This is a genomic window from Enterobacter sp. HSTU-ASh6 (assembly GCF_026319105.1).
GTDB classification, from domain to species: domain Bacteria; phylum Pseudomonadota; class Gammaproteobacteria; order Enterobacterales; family Enterobacteriaceae; genus Enterobacter; species Enterobacter sichuanensis.
Genome location: NZ_WSPD01000016.1, coordinates 12,292 through 33,909, shown reverse-complemented (window position 1 = coordinate 33,909; position 21,618 = coordinate 12,292). Strand labels below are relative to the sequence as shown.

At 59.6% G+C, this 21,618-nt stretch carries 23 protein-coding genes; 3 read left to right on the top strand and 20 right to left on the bottom strand.

What is annotated here, in order from left to right; all coding sequences use genetic code 11:
• Nucleotides 1-44: 44 nt before the first annotated feature.
• From GM298_RS17885 to fdhF, 3 genes are all read right to left on the bottom strand, one after another.
• Nucleotides 45-719, bottom strand: a complete 675-nt coding sequence (locus GM298_RS17885) for a tetratricopeptide repeat protein (RefSeq protein WP_045285543.1) — start codon at nt 717-719, stop codon at nt 45-47.
• A 121-nt stretch (nt 720-840) separates the two neighbouring features.
• Nucleotides 841-993 carry a Hok/Gef family protein gene (locus tag GM298_RS17880; RefSeq protein ID WP_059386360.1) on the bottom strand — a complete coding sequence of 51 codons (153 nt, stop codon included), beginning with the start codon at nt 991-993 and terminating at the stop codon, nt 841-843.
• Between the two features lie 322 nt (nt 994-1,315).
• Nucleotides 1,316-3,463, bottom strand: a complete 2,148-nt coding sequence (gene fdhF / locus GM298_RS17875) for a formate dehydrogenase subunit alpha (RefSeq protein WP_266154895.1) — start codon at nt 3,461-3,463, stop codon at nt 1,316-1,318.
• Between the two features lie 257 nt (nt 3,464-3,720).
• Here fdhF and GM298_RS17870 point away from each other — a divergent pair, with 257 nt between their 5' ends.
• Entirely contained in the window at nt 3,721-4,452 is a 732-nt protein-coding gene (locus GM298_RS17870; protein ID WP_047957556.1) for a response regulator, read from the top strand.
• Here GM298_RS17870 and GM298_RS17865 read toward each other — a convergent pair.
• The 6 genes from GM298_RS17865 to GM298_RS17840 form a co-directional block, all read right to left on the bottom strand.
• A complete protein-coding gene (locus GM298_RS17865; protein WP_266154961.1) occupies nt 4,449-5,456 on the bottom strand; it encodes a carbohydrate kinase family protein in 1,008 nt (335 codons plus the stop codon). The genes GM298_RS17870 and GM298_RS17865 overlap by 4 nt on opposite strands.
• The gene (locus GM298_RS17860; RefSeq protein ID WP_259567586.1) at nt 5,453-6,313 is read right to left on the bottom strand and encodes a ketose 1,6-bisphosphate aldolase; all 861 of its coding nucleotides are present in this window, start codon (nt 6,311-6,313) and stop codon (nt 5,453-5,455) included. The genes GM298_RS17865 and GM298_RS17860 overlap by 4 nt, the downstream gene beginning before the upstream one ends.
• A 10-nt stretch (nt 6,314-6,323) precedes the next feature.
• The gene (locus GM298_RS17855) at nt 6,324-7,010 is read right to left on the bottom strand and encodes a D-lyxose/D-mannose family sugar isomerase (RefSeq protein ID WP_266154892.1); all 687 of its coding nucleotides are present in this window, start codon (nt 7,008-7,010) and stop codon (nt 6,324-6,326) included.
• Nucleotides 7,011-7,125: 115 nt separating this feature from the next.
• Nucleotides 7,126-8,067 (bottom strand): ABC transporter substrate-binding protein, encoded by a 942-nt coding sequence (locus tag GM298_RS17850; RefSeq protein ID WP_025757875.1) that lies wholly within the window; start codon nt 8,065-8,067, stop codon nt 7,126-7,128.
• Nucleotides 8,068-8,097: 30 nt separating this feature from the next.
• Complete coding sequence (locus GM298_RS17845) at nt 8,098-9,093, bottom strand: ABC transporter permease subunit (protein WP_059386366.1); 996 nt, start codon at nt 9,091-9,093, stop codon at nt 8,098-8,100.
• Nucleotides 9,090-10,610, bottom strand: a complete 1,521-nt coding sequence (locus tag GM298_RS17840) for a sugar ABC transporter ATP-binding protein (RefSeq protein ID WP_025757878.1) — start codon at nt 10,608-10,610, stop codon at nt 9,090-9,092. The genes GM298_RS17845 and GM298_RS17840 overlap by 4 nt, the downstream gene beginning before the upstream one ends.
• A 181-nt stretch (nt 10,611-10,791) precedes the next feature.
• Between GM298_RS17840 and GM298_RS17835 the strand changes: the two genes are divergently transcribed.
• Together GM298_RS17835 and yjdP are read left to right on the top strand one after the other, a co-directional pair.
• Nucleotides 10,792-13,071: a hybrid sensor histidine kinase/response regulator gene (locus tag GM298_RS17835; RefSeq protein ID WP_266154888.1), complete on the top strand. Its 2,280-nt coding sequence runs from the start codon at nt 10,792-10,794 to the stop codon at nt 13,069-13,071.
• Between the two features lie 69 nt (nt 13,072-13,140).
• Nucleotides 13,141-13,464, top strand: a complete 324-nt coding sequence (gene yjdP / locus GM298_RS17830) for a DDRRRQL repeat protein YjdP (RefSeq protein WP_021242926.1) — start codon at nt 13,141-13,143, stop codon at nt 13,462-13,464.
• A gap of 82 nt (nt 13,465-13,546) precedes the next feature.
• Here the strand turns inward: yjdP and phnP are convergent, their stop codons facing one another.
• The 11 genes from phnP to phnF form a co-directional block, all read right to left on the bottom strand.
• Complete coding sequence (phnP, locus tag GM298_RS17825; protein ID WP_266154887.1) at nt 13,547-14,305, bottom strand: phosphonate metabolism protein PhnP; 759 nt, start codon at nt 14,303-14,305, stop codon at nt 13,547-13,549.
• Between the two features lie 9 nt (nt 14,306-14,314).
• Entirely contained in the window at nt 14,315-14,749 is a 435-nt protein-coding gene (gene phnO / locus GM298_RS17820; RefSeq protein ID WP_126801713.1) for an aminoalkylphosphonate N-acetyltransferase, read from the bottom strand.
• Entirely contained in the window at nt 14,742-15,293 is a 552-nt protein-coding gene (gene phnN / locus GM298_RS17815) for a ribose 1,5-bisphosphokinase (protein WP_095441883.1), read from the bottom strand. The genes phnO and phnN overlap by 8 nt, the downstream gene beginning before the upstream one ends.
• The gene (gene phnM / locus GM298_RS17810) at nt 15,290-16,426 is read right to left on the bottom strand and encodes an alpha-D-ribose 1-methylphosphonate 5-triphosphate diphosphatase (protein WP_045285532.1); all 1,137 of its coding nucleotides are present in this window, start codon (nt 16,424-16,426) and stop codon (nt 15,290-15,292) included. The genes phnN and phnM overlap by 4 nt, the downstream gene beginning before the upstream one ends.
• Nucleotides 16,423-17,103: a phosphonate C-P lyase system protein PhnL gene (phnL, locus tag GM298_RS17805; RefSeq protein ID WP_126801714.1), complete on the bottom strand. Its 681-nt coding sequence runs from the start codon at nt 17,101-17,103 to the stop codon at nt 16,423-16,425. The genes phnM and phnL overlap by 4 nt, the downstream gene beginning before the upstream one ends.
• 85 nt (nt 17,104-17,188) lie before the next feature.
• Nucleotides 17,189-17,944 (bottom strand): phosphonate C-P lyase system protein PhnK, encoded by a 756-nt coding sequence (phnK, locus tag GM298_RS17800; protein ID WP_259567575.1) that lies wholly within the window; start codon nt 17,942-17,944, stop codon nt 17,189-17,191.
• The gene (gene phnJ, locus GM298_RS17795; RefSeq protein ID WP_045285529.1) at nt 17,941-18,786 is read right to left on the bottom strand and encodes an alpha-D-ribose 1-methylphosphonate 5-phosphate C-P-lyase PhnJ; all 846 of its coding nucleotides are present in this window, start codon (nt 18,784-18,786) and stop codon (nt 17,941-17,943) included. The genes phnK and phnJ overlap by 4 nt, the downstream gene beginning before the upstream one ends.
• A complete protein-coding gene (locus GM298_RS17790; protein ID WP_025757891.1) occupies nt 18,779-19,843 on the bottom strand; it encodes a carbon-phosphorus lyase complex subunit PhnI in 1,065 nt (354 codons plus the stop codon). The genes phnJ and GM298_RS17790 overlap by 8 nt, the downstream gene beginning before the upstream one ends.
• Nucleotides 19,843-20,427, bottom strand: a complete 585-nt coding sequence (gene phnH, locus GM298_RS17785; protein WP_025757892.1) for a phosphonate C-P lyase system protein PhnH — start codon at nt 20,425-20,427, stop codon at nt 19,843-19,845. Before phnH ends, GM298_RS17790 begins: the two co-directional genes overlap by 1 nt.
• Entirely contained in the window at nt 20,424-20,876 is a 453-nt protein-coding gene (gene phnG / locus GM298_RS17780; RefSeq protein WP_266154879.1) for a phosphonate C-P lyase system protein PhnG, read from the bottom strand. Before phnG ends, phnH begins: the two co-directional genes overlap by 4 nt.
• Nucleotides 20,877-21,602: a phosphonate metabolism transcriptional regulator PhnF gene (gene phnF, locus GM298_RS17775; protein WP_025757896.1), complete on the bottom strand. Its 726-nt coding sequence runs from the start codon at nt 21,600-21,602 to the stop codon at nt 20,877-20,879.
• Nucleotides 21,603-21,618: the final 16 nt, after the last annotated feature.

The window sequence follows — 21,618 nt, the reverse complement described above, 5'->3', positions numbered from 1 at the left end:
GTCTTCCCTCTCCCCTTTGGGGAGAGGGTTAGGGTGAGGGGATTTTATTCCCCGCTCAACGCATCAAACTCTTCGCACCCCGTATCAAACCCTTCTGTACAGCTCAGGTTCAACCAGTACAGTGCTTTCTGTTTATTGGGTGTGATAAAGCCTTTCTCCCCCTGTCTGAACAACATCCCTGCCCAGTACTCGGCGTAGCCCGTACGCGAAAGGGCTGAACTCCGCTTGAACCACGAGGCGGCCTGCACGTCATCCTGTGCCACCTCTACGCCGTTGGCATAAATCAGACCCAGCAGCAGTTGCGCATCGACCGCCGAGTCGTTGTCGATATCTTCGGTGGCCGTCTGCAGCAGTTTGATGGCCTGGGGATAGTCAGTTTTGCCTGCCTGAGTATTCACCAGAATGCGTGCCAGCATGATCGCACCGCGTTTGCTGCCAGCAATGTTCGCCTGTTGGGCCAGGGCTTTGGCCTGCGCGTAATTACCCTGCGTAAAGAGGATTTGCGAGAGCAACCCCATGGCGTCGACATCCCCGCCTTTCGCGGCTTTCTCGGCCCACAGCGCAGCCTGCTTGCTGTCGCCGGAGCTGAAGTACGTATCGGCAAGATAATACTGGGCGCGGGCATCGCCGGCTTCTGCCTGTTTCTGGTACTGGCTGCCTATCTCATCCGCGCGGGCGAAGGACGTTAAAAACACTAACAACAGAAAAATGGGTTTCATGGATGCTTATCATCTGGGTACACGCCGCGCAGTATAATCGCGGGCGCAAAAGAAAAGAATGGGTGCATTAAGACCTCAGCATCCTGCAAGCCGGGCGGAACCGTTGTTCCGCCCGTAGAGGTTAGCCTGCGTTGCAGGCTAATTTTGCCGCCACCTCCTGATGCTCACTCTTTATTGAAAACTCGCATAACTTACCGCGAGTAATAAAGGTAAAGATCACTATCGTCAGGCAAACAATAAAGACGATGCCTAACGCAGTTTTTAATGGCGTCATGCCTTTTACTCCTTGTCAAAAAAAGAATAAGAGGCTACTCTCAACCTGTAGGTAGTTGAGGGAGTAGCCTCGGGTAAATGAATATTTCCCGGGGCTTTCTACTTTCCGTCCCTCACTAATGCTCAAGACAGAAAGTCTTAAGCACCCGTCGCACATCTTATCTCTCTGAATTAAAATGCAAAGATGTAATTCTATTCGGCGTAAATTACATTATTTCTGCGAGCCGCTTTCCAGAGTAATAATTGATATTTTTAATGAATTAAGCGGAAATAAAAAGGGAGCGAATATTTCACTCCCTTTATTCAACGTTCAATTAACGGCTTCAACCCATTGCGCTTTCGCGTAGTCGGGCTTTCAGCTTGTTATATTCGTCAATTACATACTGTTCAGCCGCGTGTTGATCCGCAATCGGCTCCACGCGAACGGCGCAGTATTTATACTCCGGCGTTTTGGTTATCGGGCTGAGGTTTTCCGTCACCAGCTCGTTACAGGCACCAATCCACCACTGGTAGGTCATGTAAACCGCCCCTTTGTTGGGTCGGTCGCTGACCTGTGCCCGGGTGATGATCCGCCCTTTGCGCGAGTTCACCCACACCAGCGCGTCGTCCTCGATACCAAGGCGTTCCGCGTCGGCGGTGTTGATTTGTGCATAACCCGGCTCATCCGCCAGCGCCGCCAGCGCGGCGCAGTTGCCGGTCATCGAACGGCAGGAGTAGTGGCCCACTTCACGCACGGTGGAGAGCACCATCGGATACTCATCGGTGAGTTTATCGATCGGTGCGACCCAGTCGCAGGTGTAGAACTGCGCCAGCCCGTTCGGGGTGTCGAATTTCTCTTTAAAGAGATACGACGTCCCCTGGTCGGAGGCTGACTCATCGCGGCATGGCCACTGGATGTACCCCAGCTCACCCATTTTTTCATAGGTCGCGCCGGTGAAATCCGGGCAGAGATGACGCAACTCGTCCCAGATCTCCTGGGTATTGTTGTAGTGCATCGGGTAACCCATGCGGGTGGCGATTTCGCTGATAATCTGCCAGTCCGTTTTCAGATCCCACTTCGGTTCGACCGCTTTAAAGAAGCGCTGGAATCCCCGGTCTGCCGCCGTGTAGACGCCTTCATGCTCGCCCCAGGAGGTTGACGGTAAAATCACATCCGCCGCCGCCGCGGTTTTAGTCATAAAGATATCCTGGACAATCACCAGCTCCAGATCCTCAAACCCTTTGCGTACCGCAGAGAGCTCGGCATCGGTCTGGAGAGGATCTTCACCCATGATATAGGCCGCACGCACTTCGCCATGCGCCGCCCGGTGCGGCAGCTCGCTGATGCGGTATCCGGTGTGCTCAGGCAAACTTTCCACGCCCCAGGCCTTCGCGAATTTGGCGCGGTTTTCCGGGAATTTCACGTACTGATAGCCCGGATAGGTATCCGGCAGCGCCCCCATATCACAGGCGCCCTGGACGTTATTCTGTCCACGTACCGGGTTCACGCCAACATGCGCTTTGCCAAGATTGCCAGTGAGCATGGCGAGGCTGGTCAGGGAACGCACGGTTTCCACACCCTGGTAGAACTGGGTCACGCCCATACCCCACAGAATGGCGGCGGTTTTCGCCCCGGCATACATTCTTGCCGCCTGGCGGATTTCCTGTGCGCTGACGCCGGTTATCGCTTCGACCGATTCTGGCGTATAGCCTTCGACAATTTTCCGATACTCTTCAAAGCCTTCCGTACGGGTCGCAACAAACGCCTGGTCGTACAGATTCTCCTCAATAATGACGTGCCCCATGGCGTTTAACAGCGCAATGTTCGAGCCGTTTTTCAACGCAATGTGCATATCCGCAATGCGCGCGGTTTCAATTTTGCGCGGATCGCAGACGATAATTTTCGCCCCATTCTGCTTCGCGCGGATAACGTGGTTCGCGACGATAGGGTGAGAATCCGCCGGGTTATAGCCGAAAATAAACACCAGATCGGTGTTATCTATCTCATTGATCGCGTTACTCATTGCGCCGTTACCGACCGACTGGTGCAGACCTGCAACCGATGGGCCGTGTCAGACGCGAGCGCAGCAGTCGACGTTATTGGTACCAATAACGGCGCGCGCGAATTTTTGCATCACATAGTTAGTTTCATTCCCCGTTCCGCGTGAGGAGCCGGTGGTCTGAATCGCATCCGGACCATACTTGGCCTTGATGGCGCTCAGGCGGGTGGCAACGTAGTCCAGCGCCTCATTCCACGCGACGGCTTCCAGCTTGCCGCCGCGCTCGCGGCGGATCATGGGGGTTTTCAGGCGCGGGGTGAGGATTTGGGTATCGTTAATAAAATCCCAGCCGTAGTAACCTTTCAGGCAGAGCGTGCCCTGGTTGGTTTTCCCCTGTGCGGCCTCCGCCCGGACGATTTTGCCGTTATCGACCACCAGGTGGATCTTGCAACCTGAGGCACAATAAGGGCAAACCGTGACGACTTTTTTCATCAGTCTGCTCCAGTTAATCGAATCATTCGCACCCCACTATGCAGCTTCTATGCCATGTTTTTAGTGTGGGTATACCCAGACTTTACGGCCTGCTGGCGACGAAAACGCTGACCAGAAACAGCGAATCGTCAAAATTGACGTGTCGACAGGGCAGCGGATGTGACATGGGTTGAATTTCCGTCACTGAAAAAACCATTTGACTGGAGCCGACGGCAGAATAGTTCAGACTTAACATAATCCCCTGACGGAAGCATACGATGAAACCGGCGATTCTGGTGGTTGATGACGATACGGCAGTCTGTGAACTGCTTCAGGATGTGCTCAGCGAGCACGTCTTTAGCGTGCTGGTCTGCCATAACGGCCAGGATGCACTGCGCCAGGTGCAGCAGGAGCCGAATATCGCGCTTGTCCTGCTGGACATGATGTTGCCGGATATCAACGGCCTCCAGGTTCTGCTGCAGCTGCAAAAGCAGCGTCCGGCGCTGCCGGTTGTGATGTTAACCGGACTGGGCAGTGAGTCAGATGTGGTGGTGGGGCTGGAGATGGGGGCCGATGATTATATTGGCAAACCGTTTAACCCGCGTGTGGTGGTCGCCCGGGTGAAAGCGGTGCTGCGCCGTACGGGCGTGCTGGCGGCAGAACCCCCCGCGGCGCCCGTCGCGGGGATTACCTTTAATGGCTGGACGCTCGACACCACCCGCTGTGAGCTCAGCGATCCGCAGCGAAATACTGTGCCCTTAACTCAGGGCGAGTACGGCCTGCTGCTGGCCCTTACGCAAAATGCCCGTCGGGTGCTGAGCCGCGATCGACTACTTGAGCTGACCCACAGCGAAAGTGCTGACGTGTTCGATCGCACGATCGACGTGTTGATCATGCGCCTGCGCCGGAAGATCGAGGTTAACCCGCACCAGCCCGCCCTGATCAAAACCATTCGTGGGCTGGGTTACGTGTTTGCCAGCGATGTGTCCCATAGCGAGAAAGCAGCCTAACGATGCTCTTTGATAAACAGCTGCAGCTCGGCCAGCGTTTTCGCACCGTCAATGGCGTTCGCGGCCAGCAGGCTGGCCCGCGCGCAGGCATGCGCCAGATAAATACTCTCCGTCAGCGGCAGCGATTCATGGCAGCCATATAAAAAGCCCGCGCAAAAGGCATCGCCCGCGCCGACGCTGCCGATAATTTCTTCCTGTTCCAGCATCCAGGAGGGGATCCAGCGTCCTTTTTCATCCGGCGTTTCTCCCCATGCGCCTTCCGGGCAGTGGATGACCACCCGCTGGCGAACACCCGCCGCCAGCAGCTGCGCGGCGGCTTCGGCGATATGGGCAATATGCGGGGCGTCGTTTTCGTCACGCATTGTCAGGCCGCTAAACTCGCCGGCTTCCAGTTCGTTAATCACCAGATAATCAAGATGGCGCAGGGCAGGGAGCACCAGCGGCTGATAGCGCGGGTCGCCCTTGCGGGAGACCAGGTCAAGCGAGGTTTCATACCCCTGGTCGCGCATTTGTGCCAGCAGCCGCGCGCTGCGGGTGCCAAATTCGTCATCCGGCATATCCAGGCTGTCGAGCAGCAAAAGATAGCCGAGATGGAAAATTTTCATCGATCCGTCAAGACGGTCGAAGGCAGGCAGATCCAGCAGGCGGTTGGCTCCCGGGGAGTGGAAAAAGGTGCGTTGTCCGCTGGGATCGGTCATCACCTGCGACATGGAGGTCGGGGCAAAGGTGGTGCGCTGCACGCGCTGGCGGTTGACGTGATACTGGTCGAGCATCGCCAGAATGTAGTCTCCGTCGCTGTCTTCGCCAATCAGGCCCACCGCCTGCAGCGGCAGACCAACGTGCATTTTTGCCAGCGTCAGCAGGACGTTCAGCGGCGCACCGCCGGTGGAACGTTCGCTGTGGGTGATTTCCGCCAGCCAGCCGCGCTCCGGCCATTGCACGATCTGGTGGACATGGTCCACCAGCATATTGCCTGCGGCAATGATGCCCTTACGTTCCATTATGCCTGCCCCGCGCTGCCGAAGATGCGCATCTGTTCGGCGACCGTATCGGTAATCGCCTCTTCTATACTCAGCAGCAGCTCGGCAAACTCATCGTACAGCGGCTGACGGTTGGCCATGCGCTGCTCCACGGCGGCGAGCGCGGCCTGCGACATGCCGGTGTAAAAATTGATTTTATGAATACCCAACTCGATGGCGCGACGAAAATCGGCATCGCTAATGCCGGAGCCGCCGTGCAGCACCAGCGGCAGCCCCGTCTGCTGGCGAATGGCGTCCAGGCGCGGGAAATCGAGTTTCGGCTCGCCCCGGTATTTGCCGTGCGCGTTGCCAATAGCGACTGCCAGTGCGTCAATGCCGGTTGAATCGACAAATTCCCGTGCCCGCTGTGGGTCGGTAAAGCAGGCTTCATCCGCATGCCCGTAAAGCGCGCCGCCTTCATCGCCACCCACTGCGCCAAGCTCAGCCTCCACCGAGACGCCCACCGCATGGCACATCTTCACCACTTCCCGCGTCTGGCGAATATTTTCCTCGTAGCTCAGGGTTGAGCCATCGAACATCACGGAGCTGAACCCTAAGCGCAGGGCGCGCACGACGGCGTCAAAATGCAGGCCATGGTCGAGGTTGAGCACCACGGGAATATCATGGCGAGCGGCCTCGAACTTAACCGCTTCGACAAGCGAATCCAGCGACACGTACTTAAAGTGCACTTCGGCGATGTTGATGATAAAAGGCGAGCGTTCCTGTTTTGCGGCGGCGAACAGCGCGCGCAGGAAGTGGGAGTCGAGCACGTTAAACGCGCCCAGCGCATAGTGGTGCTGTCTGGCGTGGGCAAGACCGTCGGCAAGCGAAATCAGTGGCATCATTTACCCCTTATATCCGAAACAGGTTGTACTCGTTGCACAGCACCAGCACCGCCGGTTCGTCTTCTTCAATATTGTTATAGCGGGCAACGGGTTGTAAAAAGTGGTTGTCGTGTTCATCGTCATTGACCGATGACACTTCCCCGACCAGCACGTCGCCGAAGCCGCGTTCGCCCCAGAAACTGTGGTAAAGACCGGGTGTCAGGCAGATACTCTCCCCTGGGGTGAGGCGCAACTGGCTGCCGGGCGCGTGGGTCTGGCGGCAACCGTTGACGGTGACCGTCACGTCGGTGTTTTCCGTCTCTTCATGCGCGCCGGCGTTCCACAATTCCACGATCAGATTGCCGCCGCCCCGGTTGATGATGTCTTCGCGTTTACGCCAGTGAAAGTGCATCGGCGTGACCTGGCCGTCGCGTACGTGCATGATTTTTTCGGCATAGCTTTTTTCATAGGGCATGCCGTTCGGTGAGCCGTTGCGCAGGGTAAACAGCGTGAGCCCCTGTGCGGCAAAGTTGTTGCCACCGAACGCCGTCACGTCCCAGCCGAGCTTAAGATCAAACACTTCCCGCCAGGCGGCCCGATCGAGCTGTTGCCACTTCGTGGGCGGAAAGCTGGCAAACGGTGGGAGGTGTACGTCGTGCATGGAGAAGAACTGTCGCGTGTGGCCGAGGATTTCATTGATGTCGGAGCGTTTCATGGGGACTCCTTCGATTATGTGCAAAACGTACCCCTCACCCCAGCCCTCTCCCCAAAGGGGAGAGGGTGTAATCGTTCCCTCTCCCCTTTGGGGAGAGGGTTAGGGTGAGGGGGGGTTATTTAACCGTCCATCCCTTATACGAGCCGACGTTCTTTTTATCGATCATCGTCACCGGGATCAGCACAGGCGCTTTCGGCGCAGGTTTGCCCTGTAGTATGTCATAGCCGATCTCCACCGCTTTTGCCGCCATCACCTGCGGATCTTGCGCCGGGGTCGCGACAAACAGGGAGTTTTCCCGCTTCAGGGCTTCTTCACCGTCCGGGCTGCCATCCACGCCGACGATAAAGAACTCGTTGCGCTGCGCCTGTTTTGCCGCCAGATCGGCACCGATCGCGGTGGGATCGTTAATAGCGAAGACGCCGTCGATCTTCGGATTCGCCGCGAGCAGGGAGGTCATGACTTCCAGGCCGCCTTCGCGACTGCCTTTGGCGTTCTGGTTATCCGAGAGCACCTTGATATCCGGATGCTTTTTGAACTCTGTCTGGCAACCTTCCACGCGGTTTTGCACCGCAGAGACCGGTGGCCCGTTGATGATCACTACGTTGCCTTTGCCGTTCAGGCGGTCAGTAATGTACTTACAGGCCATTTCGCCCGCCTGGGTGTTATCGGAGGTGATCGTCGCATCGGCCCCTTCCGCTGCGACGTCAACCGCAACGACCACGATCCCGGCGTCTTTCGCGCGTTTCACCGCCGGGCCGATCCCTTTGGAATCCGCGGCGTTAAGGATGATCATGTCCACTTTGGCGGCAATAAAGTTGTCGATCTGCGCCACCTGCTGGCCCAGATCGTACCCGCTGGAGACCAGCGTGACTTTGACGTTATCGCCCGCCAGCTTGCGCGCTTCCAGCTCGGCACCTTTGGTGATCTGCACGAAGAACGGGTTAGCCAGGTCGCCCACCGTCACGCCGATGGATTTCAGATCTTTCGCCTGCGCAAACGGCGTTGCGGCAAGCAGCGCGCCAGCACAGAGCGCGGTCACTAACGGTTTCAAACGCATCTTGTCTTCCTCACACGTAGGGTATTGTTGTTATGCACTTTGATGGTGTCGGGTACGGTATTTGTCGATCAGCACCGCAATGATGATCACCGCCCCTTTGATCACCAGTTGCCAGAAATAGGAGACGCCCATCAGCGTCATGCCGTTGTTGAGCGTGGCGATGATCAATGCACCGACCAGCGTGCCGGTGATCGTGCCGATCCCGCCGACGAAGCTGGTCCCGCCGAGGATCACGGCGGCAATCGCATCCAGCTCGTAGCCCATACCCAGGTTGCCGTTGGCGCTATAGAGGCGCGACGCACTCATCACGCCGCCTAATCCGGAGAGCAGGCCGCTCATGCCATACACGAACAGCAGCACCAGCCAGACCTTAATGCCCGTTAAGCGCGCCGCCTGCATGTTGCCGCCCACGGCATAGATGTGAACGCCGAGCGTGGTGCGGCGCAGGATAAACCAGCACACCACAATCACCGCCAGGGCGATCACCACCAGCCACGGCACGGGGCCGAGATAGTTATTACCTATCCACTCAAAGTTGATGTTTGAGTTAATGACGGTCGTGCCGTCGGCTAGCAGATACGCCGCCCCGCGCAGTGCCGTATAGGTGCCAAGCGTGACGATAAACGGCGGTAGCCCGGCAAAGGCCACCAGCGCGCCGTTGAACAGGCCCAGCACCATGCCAAGCATCAGCGCGGCGGGAATAGACAGCCCGGCGAATTCCGGGATCAGCGACACCACCATCGCGGCCACCGCCGTGGTGCCCAGAATCGAGCCCACGGAGAGGTCAATCCCGCCGGTTAAAATAATGAAGGTCATGCCTGCCGCCAGTACGATGTTGATCGACGCCTGACGGGTAATGTTGAGCAGGTTGCTTTCCGTGAAGAAGTTGGGCGCAATTACGCCAAATACCGCGACGATCAGGATGAGAATCGGTAAGATGCCGACCGTTTGCATCAGATCGCTCATCAGCAATTTTTTGGCTGAGGCCGATTTCGCCACCTGCTGCGGATGGGTAGGAGTTGTCATAGTGATACCGCCTGATGATGAGTGTCATTCACGCCGGTTGCCAGCGTCATGATGTTTTCCTGAGAGATGTCGTGCCCGTGGAGCTCACCCGCAATGCTGCCTTCGCGCATCACGTACACCCGGTCGCTCATCCCCACCACTTCCGGCAGCTCGCTGGAGATCATCAAAATGGCCACCCCCTTGCGCGCCATCTGGTTCATGATGCGGTAGATCTCACTTTTTGCACCGACATCCACGCCGCGCGTCGGTTCGTCCAGAATCAAAATACGCGGGCCAATGGCCACCCAGCGGGAGATGAGCAGCTTCTGCTGATTACCGCCCGACAGCCCACCGGCGCGCACCTGAGAATGGGGCACGCGGATGTTCAGCAGGGCAATGGCGTCATCGGAGATGGACTGCGCTTTCTTGCGGTTAAGCATGCCGAAGGTGGCATCGCGCTCCAGCGTCGCCATGGTGATGTTCTCCTGCGCCGCCAGCTCCAGAAACAGCCCCTGCTCCTTGCGGTTCTCGGTAAGAAAACCGATGCCGTTTTCGATGGCTGCGCGTGGAGAGTGGATCACCACCGGCTCGCCGTCGACCTCAATCATCCCCCCCGTGGCTTTACGCACGCCGAAGATCAGCTGCGCCAGCTCGGAGCGTCCGGCACCGACAAGCCCCGCCAGCCCGACAATTTCCCCGGAACGCACCTGCAGGCTACAGGGCTGGACTTTTTTACCGTCAGTGAGGTGGTGCACGTTGAGACGCGGGCTGCCGAGCGGGATATCACGCTCTTTGTTGAACAGATCGCTTAACGGGCGGCCTACCATCATCTTCACCAGCTCGGAGGCGTTCAGCTTGTCGCGCGTCAGGCTGCCGACGTACTGCCCGTCGCGCAGCACGCTGACGCGGTCAGAGAGCTCATACACTTCCGCCATGCGATGACTGATATAGATGATCGCCATTCCTTCATCGCGCAGACGCAAAATCAGTTCAAACAGGCGATGGGTTTCGCGTGAGGAGAGGGCCGCGGTGGGTTCATCCATCACCAGAATGCGGCTGTTGCGGTGCAGCGCGCGGGCGATTTCCACCTGCTGCTGCTCGGCGATGGTCAGCTTCATCACCCGATCGGTGGCGCTGAACTGGGCGCCCAGACGATCGATGACCGCCTGGGCCTGGGCGGCCATCTCTTTGCGCTGGACCATCCCGCCGCGCGACAGCTCGCTGCCAAGGAAGATATTCTCGGCGACGGTCAGATTCGGCGCGAGCTGCATCTCCTGATAAATCAGGGTAATACCGGCGGCCAGCGCATCTTTCGGCCCTTTAATGTGAAACGGCTGACCGTCGATCAGGATCTCACCGCCGGTGGCGGTATACGCCCCGGCGAGGATTTTCATCAGCGTGCTTTTTCCCGCGCCGTTTTCACCCATCAGCGCATGGATCTCACCGGGAAAGACCGTCAAATCCACACCCTTGAGCGCGTGAAAATTGCCAAACGTTTTGGCAATGCGGCGCATCTCCAGTACCGGGGTTCTGCTCATGGCGGATCTCCTGTGAATGTTGATATCTGCACTTCATCACAGGTGCGTAAATGCAAAATGTCAGAAGCTGTTCATATTTGTCATAGTTATGAATAGCTAATCGCCATCACATTTCTCTTTTCCCTCTCCCCGTGGGAGAGGGCCAGGGTGAGGGCACCAAACCGCAGAGGAGTCCAAACCCATGCCATCACGCCCCCCGTTTTTTGCCAGCGCCCGCGGTCGTCTGCTGATTTTCAATCTGCTGGTGGTCGCCGTGACGCTGATGGTGAGTGGCGTGGCGGTGCTCGGTTTCCGGCATGCCAGCCAGATTCAGGAGCAGGTGCAGCAGCAAACGCTGGTTGACATGACCGGCAGCATGAACCTCGCCCGTGATACCGCCAGCGTGGCGACGGCGGCGGTACGGCTCTCGCAGGTGGTGGGGGCGCTGGAATATAAAGGCGAAGCCGAGCGGCTGAAGCAGACGCAAATGGCGCTGCGCCGCTCGCTGGAGCAGCTGGCCGAAGCCCCTTTAGCGCAGCAAGAGCCGGGGCTGGTGGCGCGTATTATTCAACGAAGCAATGAATTACAGCAGAGCGTGACGGGCATGCTCGAGCGCGGACAGCGACGCCATCTGCAGCGCAACGCGCTCCTCAGTTCGCTTTATCAAAGCCAGAGCTATTTACGCCACCTGCAGGACATTAACCGGCGGTTTGGCAGCAACGTACCGGATGCGCAGCAGCTCGCGGAAATGGACAGGCTGATTATCGCCGCCATCGACACCCCCTCGCCGCGCGCCACGATACAGCAGCTGGATGCCGTCACCGCGACCTTGCCGCGACGCGCAACGCAGCCTGTCGTGAACGTTGTGCTGCCCGATTTCAACGACGAGCTGCGCAGGCTCGCCCCGCTGTCGACGCAGCTGGAAGAGAGCGATCTGGCGATCAACTGGTATATGTTTCACATCAAGGCGCTGGTGGCGATCCTCAACAGCGACATCAACCAGTATGTAGAACAGGTCGCGCAGGCCTCCCGGCTTCGCACGGCCCAGAGCCATCATGAACTGCAATCCATCAGCGTATTTATTAGCATCTTCGCCGTGCTGGCGTTGATCATCACCGGGTGCGCATGCTGGTATATCTACCGCAATCTGGCCTCCAACCTGACAGCAATTTCCCGGGCGATGTCACGACTGGCTCACGGCGAACAGGATGTCTCCGTCCCCGCCCTGCAGCGGCGCGATGAGCTGGGAGAGCTGGCGCGTGCGTTCAACGTTTTTGCCCGCAACACCGCTTCGCTTGAGCACACCACGCGTCTGCTGAAAGAGAAAACTACCCAGATGGAGATCGACCGCATTGAGCGTCAGGGGCTGGAGGAGGCGCTGCTGCACAGCCAGAAAATGAAAGCCGTCGGACAGCTGACGGGCGGGCTGGCGCATGATTTTAACAACCTGCTGGCGGTGATCATCGGCAGCCTTGAACTCACCGATCCTGATGCAAAAGACGCGCCGCGCATCACCCGGGCGCTGAAGGCGGCCGAGCGTGGCGCCCTGCTGACGCAGCGCCTGCTGGCGTTCTCCCGTAAGCAATCCCTGACGCCGCATGCGGTTGAGATGCGCCCGCTGCTGGAGAACCTCAAAGAGCTGATGCGCCACTCTTTGCCTGCCACCCTGACGCTGGAGATTGAAGCGCAATCCCCGGCGTGGCCCGCCTGGATAGACGTCAGCCAGCTGGAAAACGCCATCATCAACCTGGTGATGAACGCCCGCGATGCGATGGAAGGGCAAAGCGGGGTGATTAAAATCCGCACCTGGAATCAGCGCGTCACCCGCAGCGACGGACGCAGGCAGGATATGGTGGCGCTGGAGGTCATTGACCGCGGCTGCGGTATGTCGCAGGAGGTGAAATCCCGGGTGTTTGAACCGTTCTTCACCACCAAACAGACCGGGAGCGGAAGCGGGCTAGGCCTGTCGATGGTCTACGGTTTTGTGCGTCAGTCCGGCGGTCGCGTGGAGATCGAGAGCGCACCGGGGCAGGGGACGACCGTGCGGCTTCACCTTCCGCGCTCGACGCTGCCCGTGGTACCTGAAGATGAAACCCTCTCTGCCACCGCCTCCGTCGATAACGAGCGGCTGGTGCTGGTGCTGGAAGATGAGGCCGATGTGCGCCAGACCCTGTGCGAACAGCTGCATCAGCTGGGCTATCTGACGCTGGAAGCAGACAACGGCGAGCAGGCGCTGAGCATGCTGGCGGCGTCAGAGGATATTGGCATGTTTATCAGCGACCTGATGTTGCCCGGAAACCTGAGCGGGGCCGAGGTGATTAACCATGTGCGCAGCCACTATCCGCAGCTTCCGGTGCTGCTGATCAGCGGGCAGGATTTACGGCCCACGCATAATCCTCAGCTTCCTGACGTTCAGCTACTGCGTAAGCCGTTTACCCAGGCGCAGCTGGCGCAGGCGCTGCGGAAGGTGATGGTAATTTGAGATTCCTCCGCTACCGCCACACCCTGCTGTTCATTACCGTAAGGCCAGTTCACCTGCGAGTCTGGCCTTATGAAACGTTACTCTACCGCTCTGTTATTTGGTCTGCTGTCACTCACCAGCCAACTGGCGCACGCCGATATCGTTGATGATGCTATTGGCAACATTCAACAGGCAATCAACGACGCCTATAACCCCAGCAGCAGCCGCAGCAACGATGATGACGATCGTTATGACGATAACCGTCGCATGGATAGCCGTCAGTATGACGACCGACGTCGGCAGCTTGAAGACAGACGCCGCCGTTTAGACGAGCGTCAGCGCCAGCTGGATGACGACAGACGCCGTCTGGAAGAGGATGAGCGCAGGTTAGAAGACGACTACGATCGAGGCTAAAGCCTGGTGGCGCTTCGCTTACGCAGGCCTACAAAACCCTGGCGCGCAGGCCGGGTAAGGCGCAGCCGCCACCCGGCAAAACTCAGTCGAGTACCAACACCATCCCGTCATACCCCGCTTCTATGCCCTGCGGCAGCGGGTTATTCATCATCCACACGTCAAACTGATGGCTGATATGCGTCAGGATCACCTGCGGGCAGCCAATCACTTCGTTTAACGCAATCACCGTATTTAAGTCGCAATGGTTTCGCGGCGTCTCGTCGCGCGGTTCGTGGCTGCAGTCGATAATCATCGTCTGCGTCTGATTGTTAAGCAGGAACTTCACCGTTTTTTCCGGCAGCCCGGCGGTGTCGGACAGCCAGGCCACGCGGCTGTGGGCCGATTCCAGCAGATAGCCAAAGGTTAGTTTCGAATGGTTGAGCGGCAGCGGCGTGACCCGCAGGCCCTGAAGTTCAAACATCACAAACGGCTCAACCGTGTGGCTGAAGTCCAGAATCCCCGGGTGTTTAAATAGATCGTCACATCCGGCTTCATCTGGCGGACCGTAAACCGGGATCGTCGCGCCAACGCCCCAGCGCAGCGGAAATAACCCCTGAACATGATCCATATGGTAATGGGTCAGCAAAAACTGCTGAAAGCTGCCTGCCGGCCAGTCATCCATGAAGTGCGGAATACCGGCATCCAGCAGGGTGACGGCATCGTTGAATTTGACCACCGCGCTGCACGGGCGACGGCGATAGTTGTCCTGCAGGCGTGCCCGGCGGCACGCCGCGCAGTCGCAGCCAAAGACCGGCACGAGTTGTGCGCTTCCGGTTCCTGTTAACGTGATCGTCAGACTCATAACGCACCTCTACAGCACTTTGGTGAATCGAAAATGGCTCTGCGTATACCCTTCACGAACATAAAAACGGTGCGCGTCGGTGCGCTTCACGCTGGTGGAGAGTTCAGTCAACTCTGCGCCAGCCTGCCGTGCCATCTCTTCAGCCCAGGCGAGCAGCTGACTGCCCACCTTCAGCCCGCGCGCCTGCGGCATGACGACCAGCTCCTGGATCTCGCCGATCCAGCGGGCGTGATGGAGGTGAAACTGCATGTGCAGACCGATCATGCCGATGACCTGACCGTCCATTTCGGCAAGCTGGTAGCGCATGTTGTGATCTTGCAGATTAGCAAGATAGCCCGCGTGAAACGCCTGGTGATCAAACTCGGCCTGTTTCAGTTCGCAGATTAACGCGTAGACGATTTGCGCATCGTCGGCGGTGGCGGGGCGAAGCGTACAGTCAGGCATGCTGTCTCTCCTTCTGACGGATAAGCGATAAAAAGGTATCGACTGACTGTAGCAAACTTCCGTCGTTGTTGAGGATATGACAGTCCGATGGGGTATAGCGCGCCGCACGCGCCAGACGCTGCGCGATCTCTTTTTCGCTTTCGCGTCCACGGCTTTGCAGCCGGCTGCGCAGCACCTCCGGTGAAACCTGCAGACAGACCGGCAGCAGGGCCGAGGCGTAGCGTGCGCGGGCCTGAGCCAGGTGGGCACGGGAGCCGTTGACCAGCACGTCGAACCCCGCATGCAGCCACAGGTCGATCTCAATGCCAATCCCGTAGTAGTAGCCGTTGGCGTGCCAGCTCAGCGCCAGCAGATTTTGCCCGGCGCGGGTGAAAAACTCCTGTTCGCTCAGGGCGATATGATTTTCACTTCCGGCGTTGGCCGCGCGGGTAATGTAGCGGTGCGCCACCAGCAGCTGCGGGTGTTCCCGCTGCCGCAGGGCGGACAGCAGGCTGTCCTTACCGGAGCCGGACGGCCCCATTAACCAGATGAGTCTTCCCATCAGAACACCCTTTTTCCCTGACGCCAGACGTGGTCGATATGGATGTGCTCGCCCTTGCGGTGGGCCAGCACCAGATCCGCGCGTTTACCCTCGGCGATCTCGCCGCGATCCTGCAGACCGAGCGCGCTGGCCGGGTTTTTCGTCACCAGGCGAATCGCCTGCGGCAGCGTAAAGCCGTTGCCCTCGTCGTCTGCCACCCGGAATGCCGCATCCAGCAGGCTGGCGGGGTAATAGTCGGACGAGAGGATATCCAGCAGGCCAAGTGCGGCGAGCTTGCTTGCCGCGACGTTGCCGGAATGCGAACCGCCGCGCACGATATTTGGCGCGCCCATCAGGACGTTCATGCCGTGTTTACGGGAGGCTTCAGCCGCAGCGAACGTAGTCGGAAATTCGGCGATTACGCTGCCCAGTTGGTGGGACTCGAGCACATGGTCGGGCGTGGCGTCGTCATGGCTGGCCAGCGCGATGTTGCGCTCCCGGCACATTGCCGCAATGGAGAGACGGTTCGGCTGTGACCAGCGCGCCGCAAGCGCCAGTTGCTCTTCTTCGTAGCGGGCCATCTCCACGTCGTTGAGCGAATATTTGCCCTGATAGTATTCGCGATACTTCTCAATATTGGCGAACTGGCGCTGCCCCGGCGAGTGATCCATCAGGGAAACCAGCGATACCGGTTCGCGGCCGACCAGCTTTTCAAACAGCGGCAGGGTCGTGTGGTGCGGCAGTTCGCAGCGCAGATGCAGGCGATGCTCGGCGCGGTTGAGGCCGCGTTTTTGTGTCTCTTCCACGGCATTGATCATCTTCTCCAGGTTTTCCAGGCGATCGCCGCCGTCGCGGACGTCGCCAATCGCCACCGCGTCCAGCACGGTGGTAATGCCGCTGGCGACCATCAGCGCGTCGTGGCTGCTCATGGCCGAATGCGCGGGCCAGTCCACCTTCGGACGCGGGGTGAAAAATTTGTCCAGATTATCGGTATGCAGCTCAATCAGCCCCGGCAGCAGCCAGCCGCCTTCACCATCCATCGCCTCGGGTGAGCGGCTCTGGGTTTCGGCAAACGCGCGGATGACGCCATCCTGCACCTCAATCGATCCACCAACGACCTCATTTTCCAGCACCAGCCTGACGTTATTGATAATCATGCGTTTGTCCCCATCGGGTGCAGTCTGTCAGCAACGCGGGTGCGGACGCTTTCGTCGTGGAAGATCCCGACGATCGCCGCCCCGCGGGTTTTAGCCTGCTCGATCAGCTCGACGACGGCCGCGCAGTTTTTAGCGTCGAGCGAGGCGGTGGGTTCATCCAGAAGCAATATCGGGTAGTCGACGATAAAGCCGCGGGCAATGTTGACGCGCTGTTGCTCACCGCCGGAAAAGGTCGACGGGGCAAGGTGCCACAGGCGCTCGGGCACATTGAGGCGCGTCAGCAGGCTGGTCGCTTTGGCAGCACAGGTTTCACGCGGTACGCCGAGATCCAGCAGCGGCTGCATGACCACGTCCAGGGCGGAGATCCTCGGGATCACCCGAAGGAACTGGCTCACCCAGCCGATCGTCGAGCGGCGCACCTCCAGCACCTGCCGAGCGGGGGCCTGCACCAGGTCGATCCATTCATCATTGTGGCGAACATGGATATGGCCTTCGTCGGGCAGATAGTTGGCATACAGGGAGCGCAGCAGGGTGGATTTTCCGCTGCCGGAATGGCCGTGCAGCACCACGCATTCGCCGCTGCTGACCTCTAACGAGGCGTTTTGCAGCACCGGCAGGCGCACGCCGTTTTGCTGGTGGAGCACAAAGGTCTTACTTACGTTTTGTACGTGGATCATGTTGGCCTCGTGGCGTTTTCTTGCCGGGTGGCGCTTCGCTTACCCGGCCTACAAGGTACGTCGTTCGTTTTGCCGGGTGGCGTCCTCAATTCTGCAATACGGAGGACACCAGCAGCTGGGTGTACGGATGGTGAGGATCGTCGAGCACGCGGTCGGTTAACCCACTTTCCACCACCTGGCCCTGCTTCATCACCAGCAGACGGTCCGCCAGCAGGCGTGCCACGCCTAAATCATGGGTGACAATGACCACCGCCAGGTTCAGCTCTACCACCAGACCGCGCAGCAGATCGAGCAGGCGCGCCTGCACGGAGACGTCCAGCCCGCCGGTGGGCTCGTCCATAAACACCAGCTTCGGGTGGGTGACCAGGTTGCGGGCGATCTGCAGACGCTGCTGCATGCCGCCGGAGAAGGTGCCGGGCAGGTCATCGATGCGCGAGGCGGGGATTTCAACGTCCTCCAGCCAGCGCTGCGCCGTGGCGCGAATGTTGCCGTAGTGGCGCGCGCCGGTGGCCATCAGCCGTTCGCCGATGTTGCCCCCTGCCGAGACCTGACGGCGCAGGCCGTCCATCGGATGCTGATGCACCACCCCCCACTCGGTGCGCAGCAGGCGGCGGCGTTCGGCCTCGCTCATGCCGTACAGCGACGTGCCTTCATACAAAATGTCGCCGTGTTGCGGCGCCAGGCGCGCGGAGATGGATTTCAGCAGCGTCGTTTTGCCGGAGCCGGATTCGCCGACAATCCCCAGCACTTCGCCCGGCCAGAGGTCGAACGACACGTCGTTGAAGCCTTTACCCGGCGCATACAGGTGGGTCAGGTTGTTAACCGAAAGCAGCGGTTTCATTGGCTTTTCGCCTCGCTCTGTTGGCGGCAGTAATCGGTGTCGGAGCAGACAAACATCCGTTTGCCTGTGTCATCGAGCACCACTTCATCCAGATAGCTGTGTTTCGAGCCGCAGATGGCACACGGCTCGTCCCACTCCTGCACCGTGAACGGGTGGTCGTCGAAATCGAGGCTCTCCACCCGGGTGTAAGGCGGGACGGCGTAGATGCGTTTTTCACGCCCGGCGCCGAACAGCTGCAGGGCGGGCATCATGTCCATCTTCGGGTTGTCGAACTTCGGGATCGGCGACGGGTCCATGACGTAACGCCCGTTGACCTTCACCGGGTAGGCGTAGGTGGTGGCGATATGGCCGAAGCGGGCGATATCCTCGTACAGCTTCACCTGCATCACGCCGTACTCTTCGAGGGCGTGCATGGTGCGGGTTTCCGTTTCGCGCGGCTCGATAAAGCGCAGCGGCTCCGGGATGGGCACCTGGAAAATCAAAATCTGATCTTCGGTGAGCGGGGTTTCCGGAATGCGGTGACGGGTCTGGATCAGCGTCGCGTCTTCGGTTTTTTCGGTGGTCGCGACGCCCGTTACCCGCTGAAAGAAGTTGCGGATCGACACTGCGTTGGTGGTGTCGTCTGCGCCCTGATCGATCACTTTCAGCACGTCTGCTTCGCCGATCACGCTGGCGGTAAGCTGGATACCGCCGGTGCCCCAGCCGTAAGGCATCGGCATTTCGCGACCGCCGAACGGCACCTGATAGCCCGGAATGGCGACCGCTTTGAGGATGGCGCGGCGGATCATGCGTTTGGTTTGCTCATCCAGATAGGCAAAGTTGTAGCCGCTTAAGTTAGCCATGTTTGCGCTCCCGTTGCAGGCGTTTCAGCAGTTCCAGTTCGGCCTGGAAATCGACGTAGTGCGGCAGCTTGAGGTGCGAGACGAAGCCAGCGGCCTCAACGTTATCGGCATGGGCCAGCACAAACTCTTCGTCCTGCGCCGGGCCTGCAATCTGCTCGCCGTAGTCCGGCGCCTGCAGGGCGCGGTCAACCAGCGCCATTGCCATGGCTTTACGCTCGCCGAGGCCAAACACCAGCCCGTAGCCGCGGGTAAAATGCGGGTCTTCATTTTCAGGCGCGACAAAACCGTTCACCATTTCACACTCGGTCATCAGCAGTTCGCCGACGTTCACCGCAAAACCCAGCTCTTCCGGCACGATTTCAACGTCGATATAACCGCTGCGAATCTCAGCCGCAAACGGGTGGTTGCGACCGTAACCGCGCTGGGTGGAGTAGGCCAGCGCCAGCAGATAGCCTTCGTCGCCGCGCATCAGCTGCTGCAGGCGGGACGATCTGGAGCACGGGTAAACCGGCGGCGTGCGGGTGATGTCATCCGGCTGAGCGCCTGAGTCTTCCTCCGCTTTCGCCAGGCCTTGTTTCGCCAGCAGGCTGAAGACGTGCGGAGACGGTTCTTGTTCGGCGTCAGAGGTGCTGAGCGGCGGCACGTCGCCGTTCGCCAGCAGGGTAAAATCCAGCAGGCGATGGGTGTAGTCATAGGTAGGACCCAGCCGCTGACCGCCGGGAATGTCTTTGTACACCGCTGAAATGCGGCGCTCCAGGCGCATCTCCGCCGTGTTGATGGGTTCACTTACCGCCAGCTTCGCGAGCGTAGTGCGGTAAGCACGCAGCAGGAAGATGGCCTCGACGTTATCGCCGCTGGCCTGCTTTAGCGCCAGCGCCGCCAGCTCGCGGTCGGCGATGCCGCCTTCGGTCATCACCCGGTCAACGGCGAGGTTAAGCTGCTGCTCAATCTGGGCGACGCTCAGCTCGGGAAGCTGTTCATCGCCCCGTCGTCTGTGCGCCTGTAGCGCATGGGCGGCGGCGATAGCCTTTTCGCCCCCTTTGACGGCCACGTACATCAGCACACCTCCACATGGGTGGTCCGCGGGATCGCCAGCAGGCGCTCGCCGCAGGTCAGAATCAGATCAATACCCAGCGGGAACGGGTGCGGACGCTCGGTCAGCTCATGAATAATGCACTCCGGCAGCTGCGGCGCGACCATGCGTTCTTCCGCGATGCCTGCGCCGGTCAGGCGCAGCATGCGCCCGCCGCTCAGGCTGGAGACCTGCAAGATCAGGGTGGCGCTGGTCTCCGGGGCTACCGCGCTGCCTTCACTCAGGTCATTGAGCTGTTCGTGGCTGATTTGCTCGTCGGCCACGGCAAAGACCGCCTGGCGCGGCTGTTCAACCAGCGGGGCGCTGGTGTGAAAACGCAGGTTCTGGCTGGCGATGTCGTTGGACAGGACGCCTGAGAGCCACACCGGGGTATCGTTGTCGGCAAGCGTCAGCAGCACGCTGGTGGTCGCCAGGTTTAACGGCAGCCAGCCCTGAGAGAGCTGATGCAGCGAGACGATCACACCCGGCTCGCTCATGGCTTTCAGCAGGCGACGAAAACTGTGTTGGGCATCCTGGACGGCCAGGGTAAAAGCAGGTTGAAGCGTCATGCGTTGTCTCCGCGAACGAGCGTAAAGAAGTCGACCCGGCTGGTATTGACTTCGGCCTGACGCGCGGCAATGCGTGCGGCGCGGTCAGCCTCCAGCGGGGCAATAAGGGTTTCCATCAGGGTCTGGAAATGCGGTTGTTCCTGTAAAAGCGCATCGATCACCGCGCAGTGCTCGGCGTGCGCTTTATCGCGCCCCAGCACGTAGCTGTACCCCAGCGTGCCGCTGTTCAGGCGGATTGCGGCGCGGGTGAGAGTGGCATCCCCGGCGAAGAAGCGCTCGCCGGTACCGCCCATCCGCGCCTGGATCTGAACGAGGCCGATCTCCGGGGCGCGGAGGATGTCGTATTCAGGCGCCAGGCTAAGGGCGTGCATGCGGGCAGCCAGCGCGGTGGGCTGACTCTGGGCAAGTACGCGCATCCAGCGCTGTCGGGTGGCAGTGTCGAAGTGCATTCAGTGCTCCATGGTGAATTCGATCATGTCGGCGCGGGTCAGGCTGACGGAGTATTCCGTTGCGTTGATCTCACCGTCGCGATGGTTGAGGGTGCGCACGCAGAGCAGCGGGGCCATATTGGGGATCTCCAGCACCTTGCTCTCTTTCGCCTGCGCCCGACGGGCGCTGATGCGCGTCTGGGTGCGTTTCAGCGCGATGCCTGTCGCTTCCTGCAGAAAGTCATGCAGTGAGCCGCTGGTGAAATGTTGCAGCACTGGCCAGAGGGCGAGGTCCGCGAAGTAGTGATCTATCTGGCAGACCGCGACGCCGTTAACCCGGCGCAAGGTGCGCAGGTGGATAACGTTATCGCCCTCCTGAATCCCCAGCGCGTCCGCCACGTGGCTGGAGGCCGGACGCAATACCGAGAGCAGTTTTTCACTGGTCGGGTGGCTGCCCTGATCCAGCAGGTTCTGGCTAAAGCGCGCCTGGGCGTTTAGCGGGTAGTCGAACGGGCGCATCAGCACCAGCACACCGATGCCCTGACGGCGCTGGACCCAGCCGCGCTCAACCAGTTGATCAATGGCGCGGCGCAGGGTGTGGCGGTTCACTTCATAGCGGTCGGCAAGCTGCTGTTCCGCAGGCAGATAGTCTCCGCAGCGGTAGTGCGTGCGCAGCTCCACTTCGAGCTTTGCCGCAATCTCTTGCCAGCGGGTGGGGTAACTGGTCGGATGTCTGGATAAGTGCATAAAAAACAACGCCTCG

What these genes read in the sequence shown, in the direction of transcription:
- GM298_RS17790 (WP_025757891.1), bottom strand. Translation starts at nt 19,843, where the DNA reads ATGTACGTGGCCGTCAAAGGGGGCGAAAAGGCTATCGCCGCCGCCCAT.
- GM298_RS17870 (WP_047957556.1), top strand. Translation starts at nt 3,721, where the DNA reads ATGAAACCGGCGATTCTGGTGGTTGATGACGATACGGCAGTCTGTGAA.
- GM298_RS17835 (WP_266154888.1), top strand. Translation starts at nt 10,792, where the DNA reads ATGCCATCACGCCCCCCGTTTTTTGCCAGCGCCCGCGGTCGTCTGCTG.
- phnM (WP_045285532.1), bottom strand. Translation starts at nt 16,426, where the DNA reads ATGATTATCAATAACGTCAGGCTGGTGCTGGAAAATGAGGTCGTTGGT.
- GM298_RS17850 (WP_025757875.1), bottom strand. Translation starts at nt 8,067, where the DNA reads ATGCGTTTGAAACCGTTAGTGACCGCGCTCTGTGCTGGCGCGCTGCTT.
- phnP (WP_266154887.1), bottom strand. Translation starts at nt 14,305, where the DNA reads ATGAGTCTGACGATCACGTTAACAGGAACCGGAAGCGCACAACTCGTG.
- GM298_RS17860 (WP_259567586.1), bottom strand. Translation starts at nt 6,313, where the DNA reads ATGCCACTGATTTCGCTTGCCGACGGTCTTGCCCACGCCAGACAGCAC.
- GM298_RS17840 (WP_025757878.1), bottom strand. Translation starts at nt 10,610, where the DNA reads ATGAGCAGAACCCCGGTACTGGAGATGCGCCGCATTGCCAAAACGTTT.
- phnJ (WP_045285529.1), bottom strand. Translation starts at nt 18,786, where the DNA reads ATGGCTAACTTAAGCGGCTACAACTTTGCCTATCTGGATGAGCAAACC.
- phnO (WP_126801713.1), bottom strand. Translation starts at nt 14,749, where the DNA reads ATGCCTGACTGTACGCTTCGCCCCGCCACCGCCGACGATGCGCAAATC.
- phnG (WP_266154879.1), bottom strand. Translation starts at nt 20,876, where the DNA reads ATGCACTTCGACACTGCCACCCGACAGCGCTGGATGCGCGTACTTGCC.
- GM298_RS17845 (WP_059386366.1), bottom strand. Translation starts at nt 9,093, where the DNA reads ATGACAACTCCTACCCATCCGCAGCAGGTGGCGAAATCGGCCTCAGCC.
- GM298_RS17880 (WP_059386360.1), bottom strand. Translation starts at nt 993, where the DNA reads ATGACGCCATTAAAAACTGCGTTAGGCATCGTCTTTATTGTTTGCCTG.
- yjdP (WP_021242926.1), top strand. Translation starts at nt 13,141, where the DNA reads ATGAAACGTTACTCTACCGCTCTGTTATTTGGTCTGCTGTCACTCACC.
- phnH (WP_025757892.1), bottom strand. Translation starts at nt 20,427, where the DNA reads ATGACGCTTCAACCTGCTTTTACCCTGGCCGTCCAGGATGCCCAACAC.
- GM298_RS17855 (WP_266154892.1), bottom strand. Translation starts at nt 7,010, where the DNA reads ATGAAACGCTCCGACATCAATGAAATCCTCGGCCACACGCGACAGTTC.
- GM298_RS17885 (WP_045285543.1), bottom strand. Translation starts at nt 719, where the DNA reads ATGAAACCCATTTTTCTGTTGTTAGTGTTTTTAACGTCCTTCGCCCGC.
- phnK (WP_259567575.1), bottom strand. Translation starts at nt 17,944, where the DNA reads ATGAAACCGCTGCTTTCGGTTAACAACCTGACCCACCTGTATGCGCCG.
- phnF (WP_025757896.1), bottom strand. Translation starts at nt 21,602, where the DNA reads ATGCACTTATCCAGACATCCGACCAGTTACCCCACCCGCTGGCAAGAG.
- phnL (WP_126801714.1), bottom strand. Translation starts at nt 17,103, where the DNA reads ATGATCCACGTACAAAACGTAAGTAAGACCTTTGTGCTCCACCAGCAA.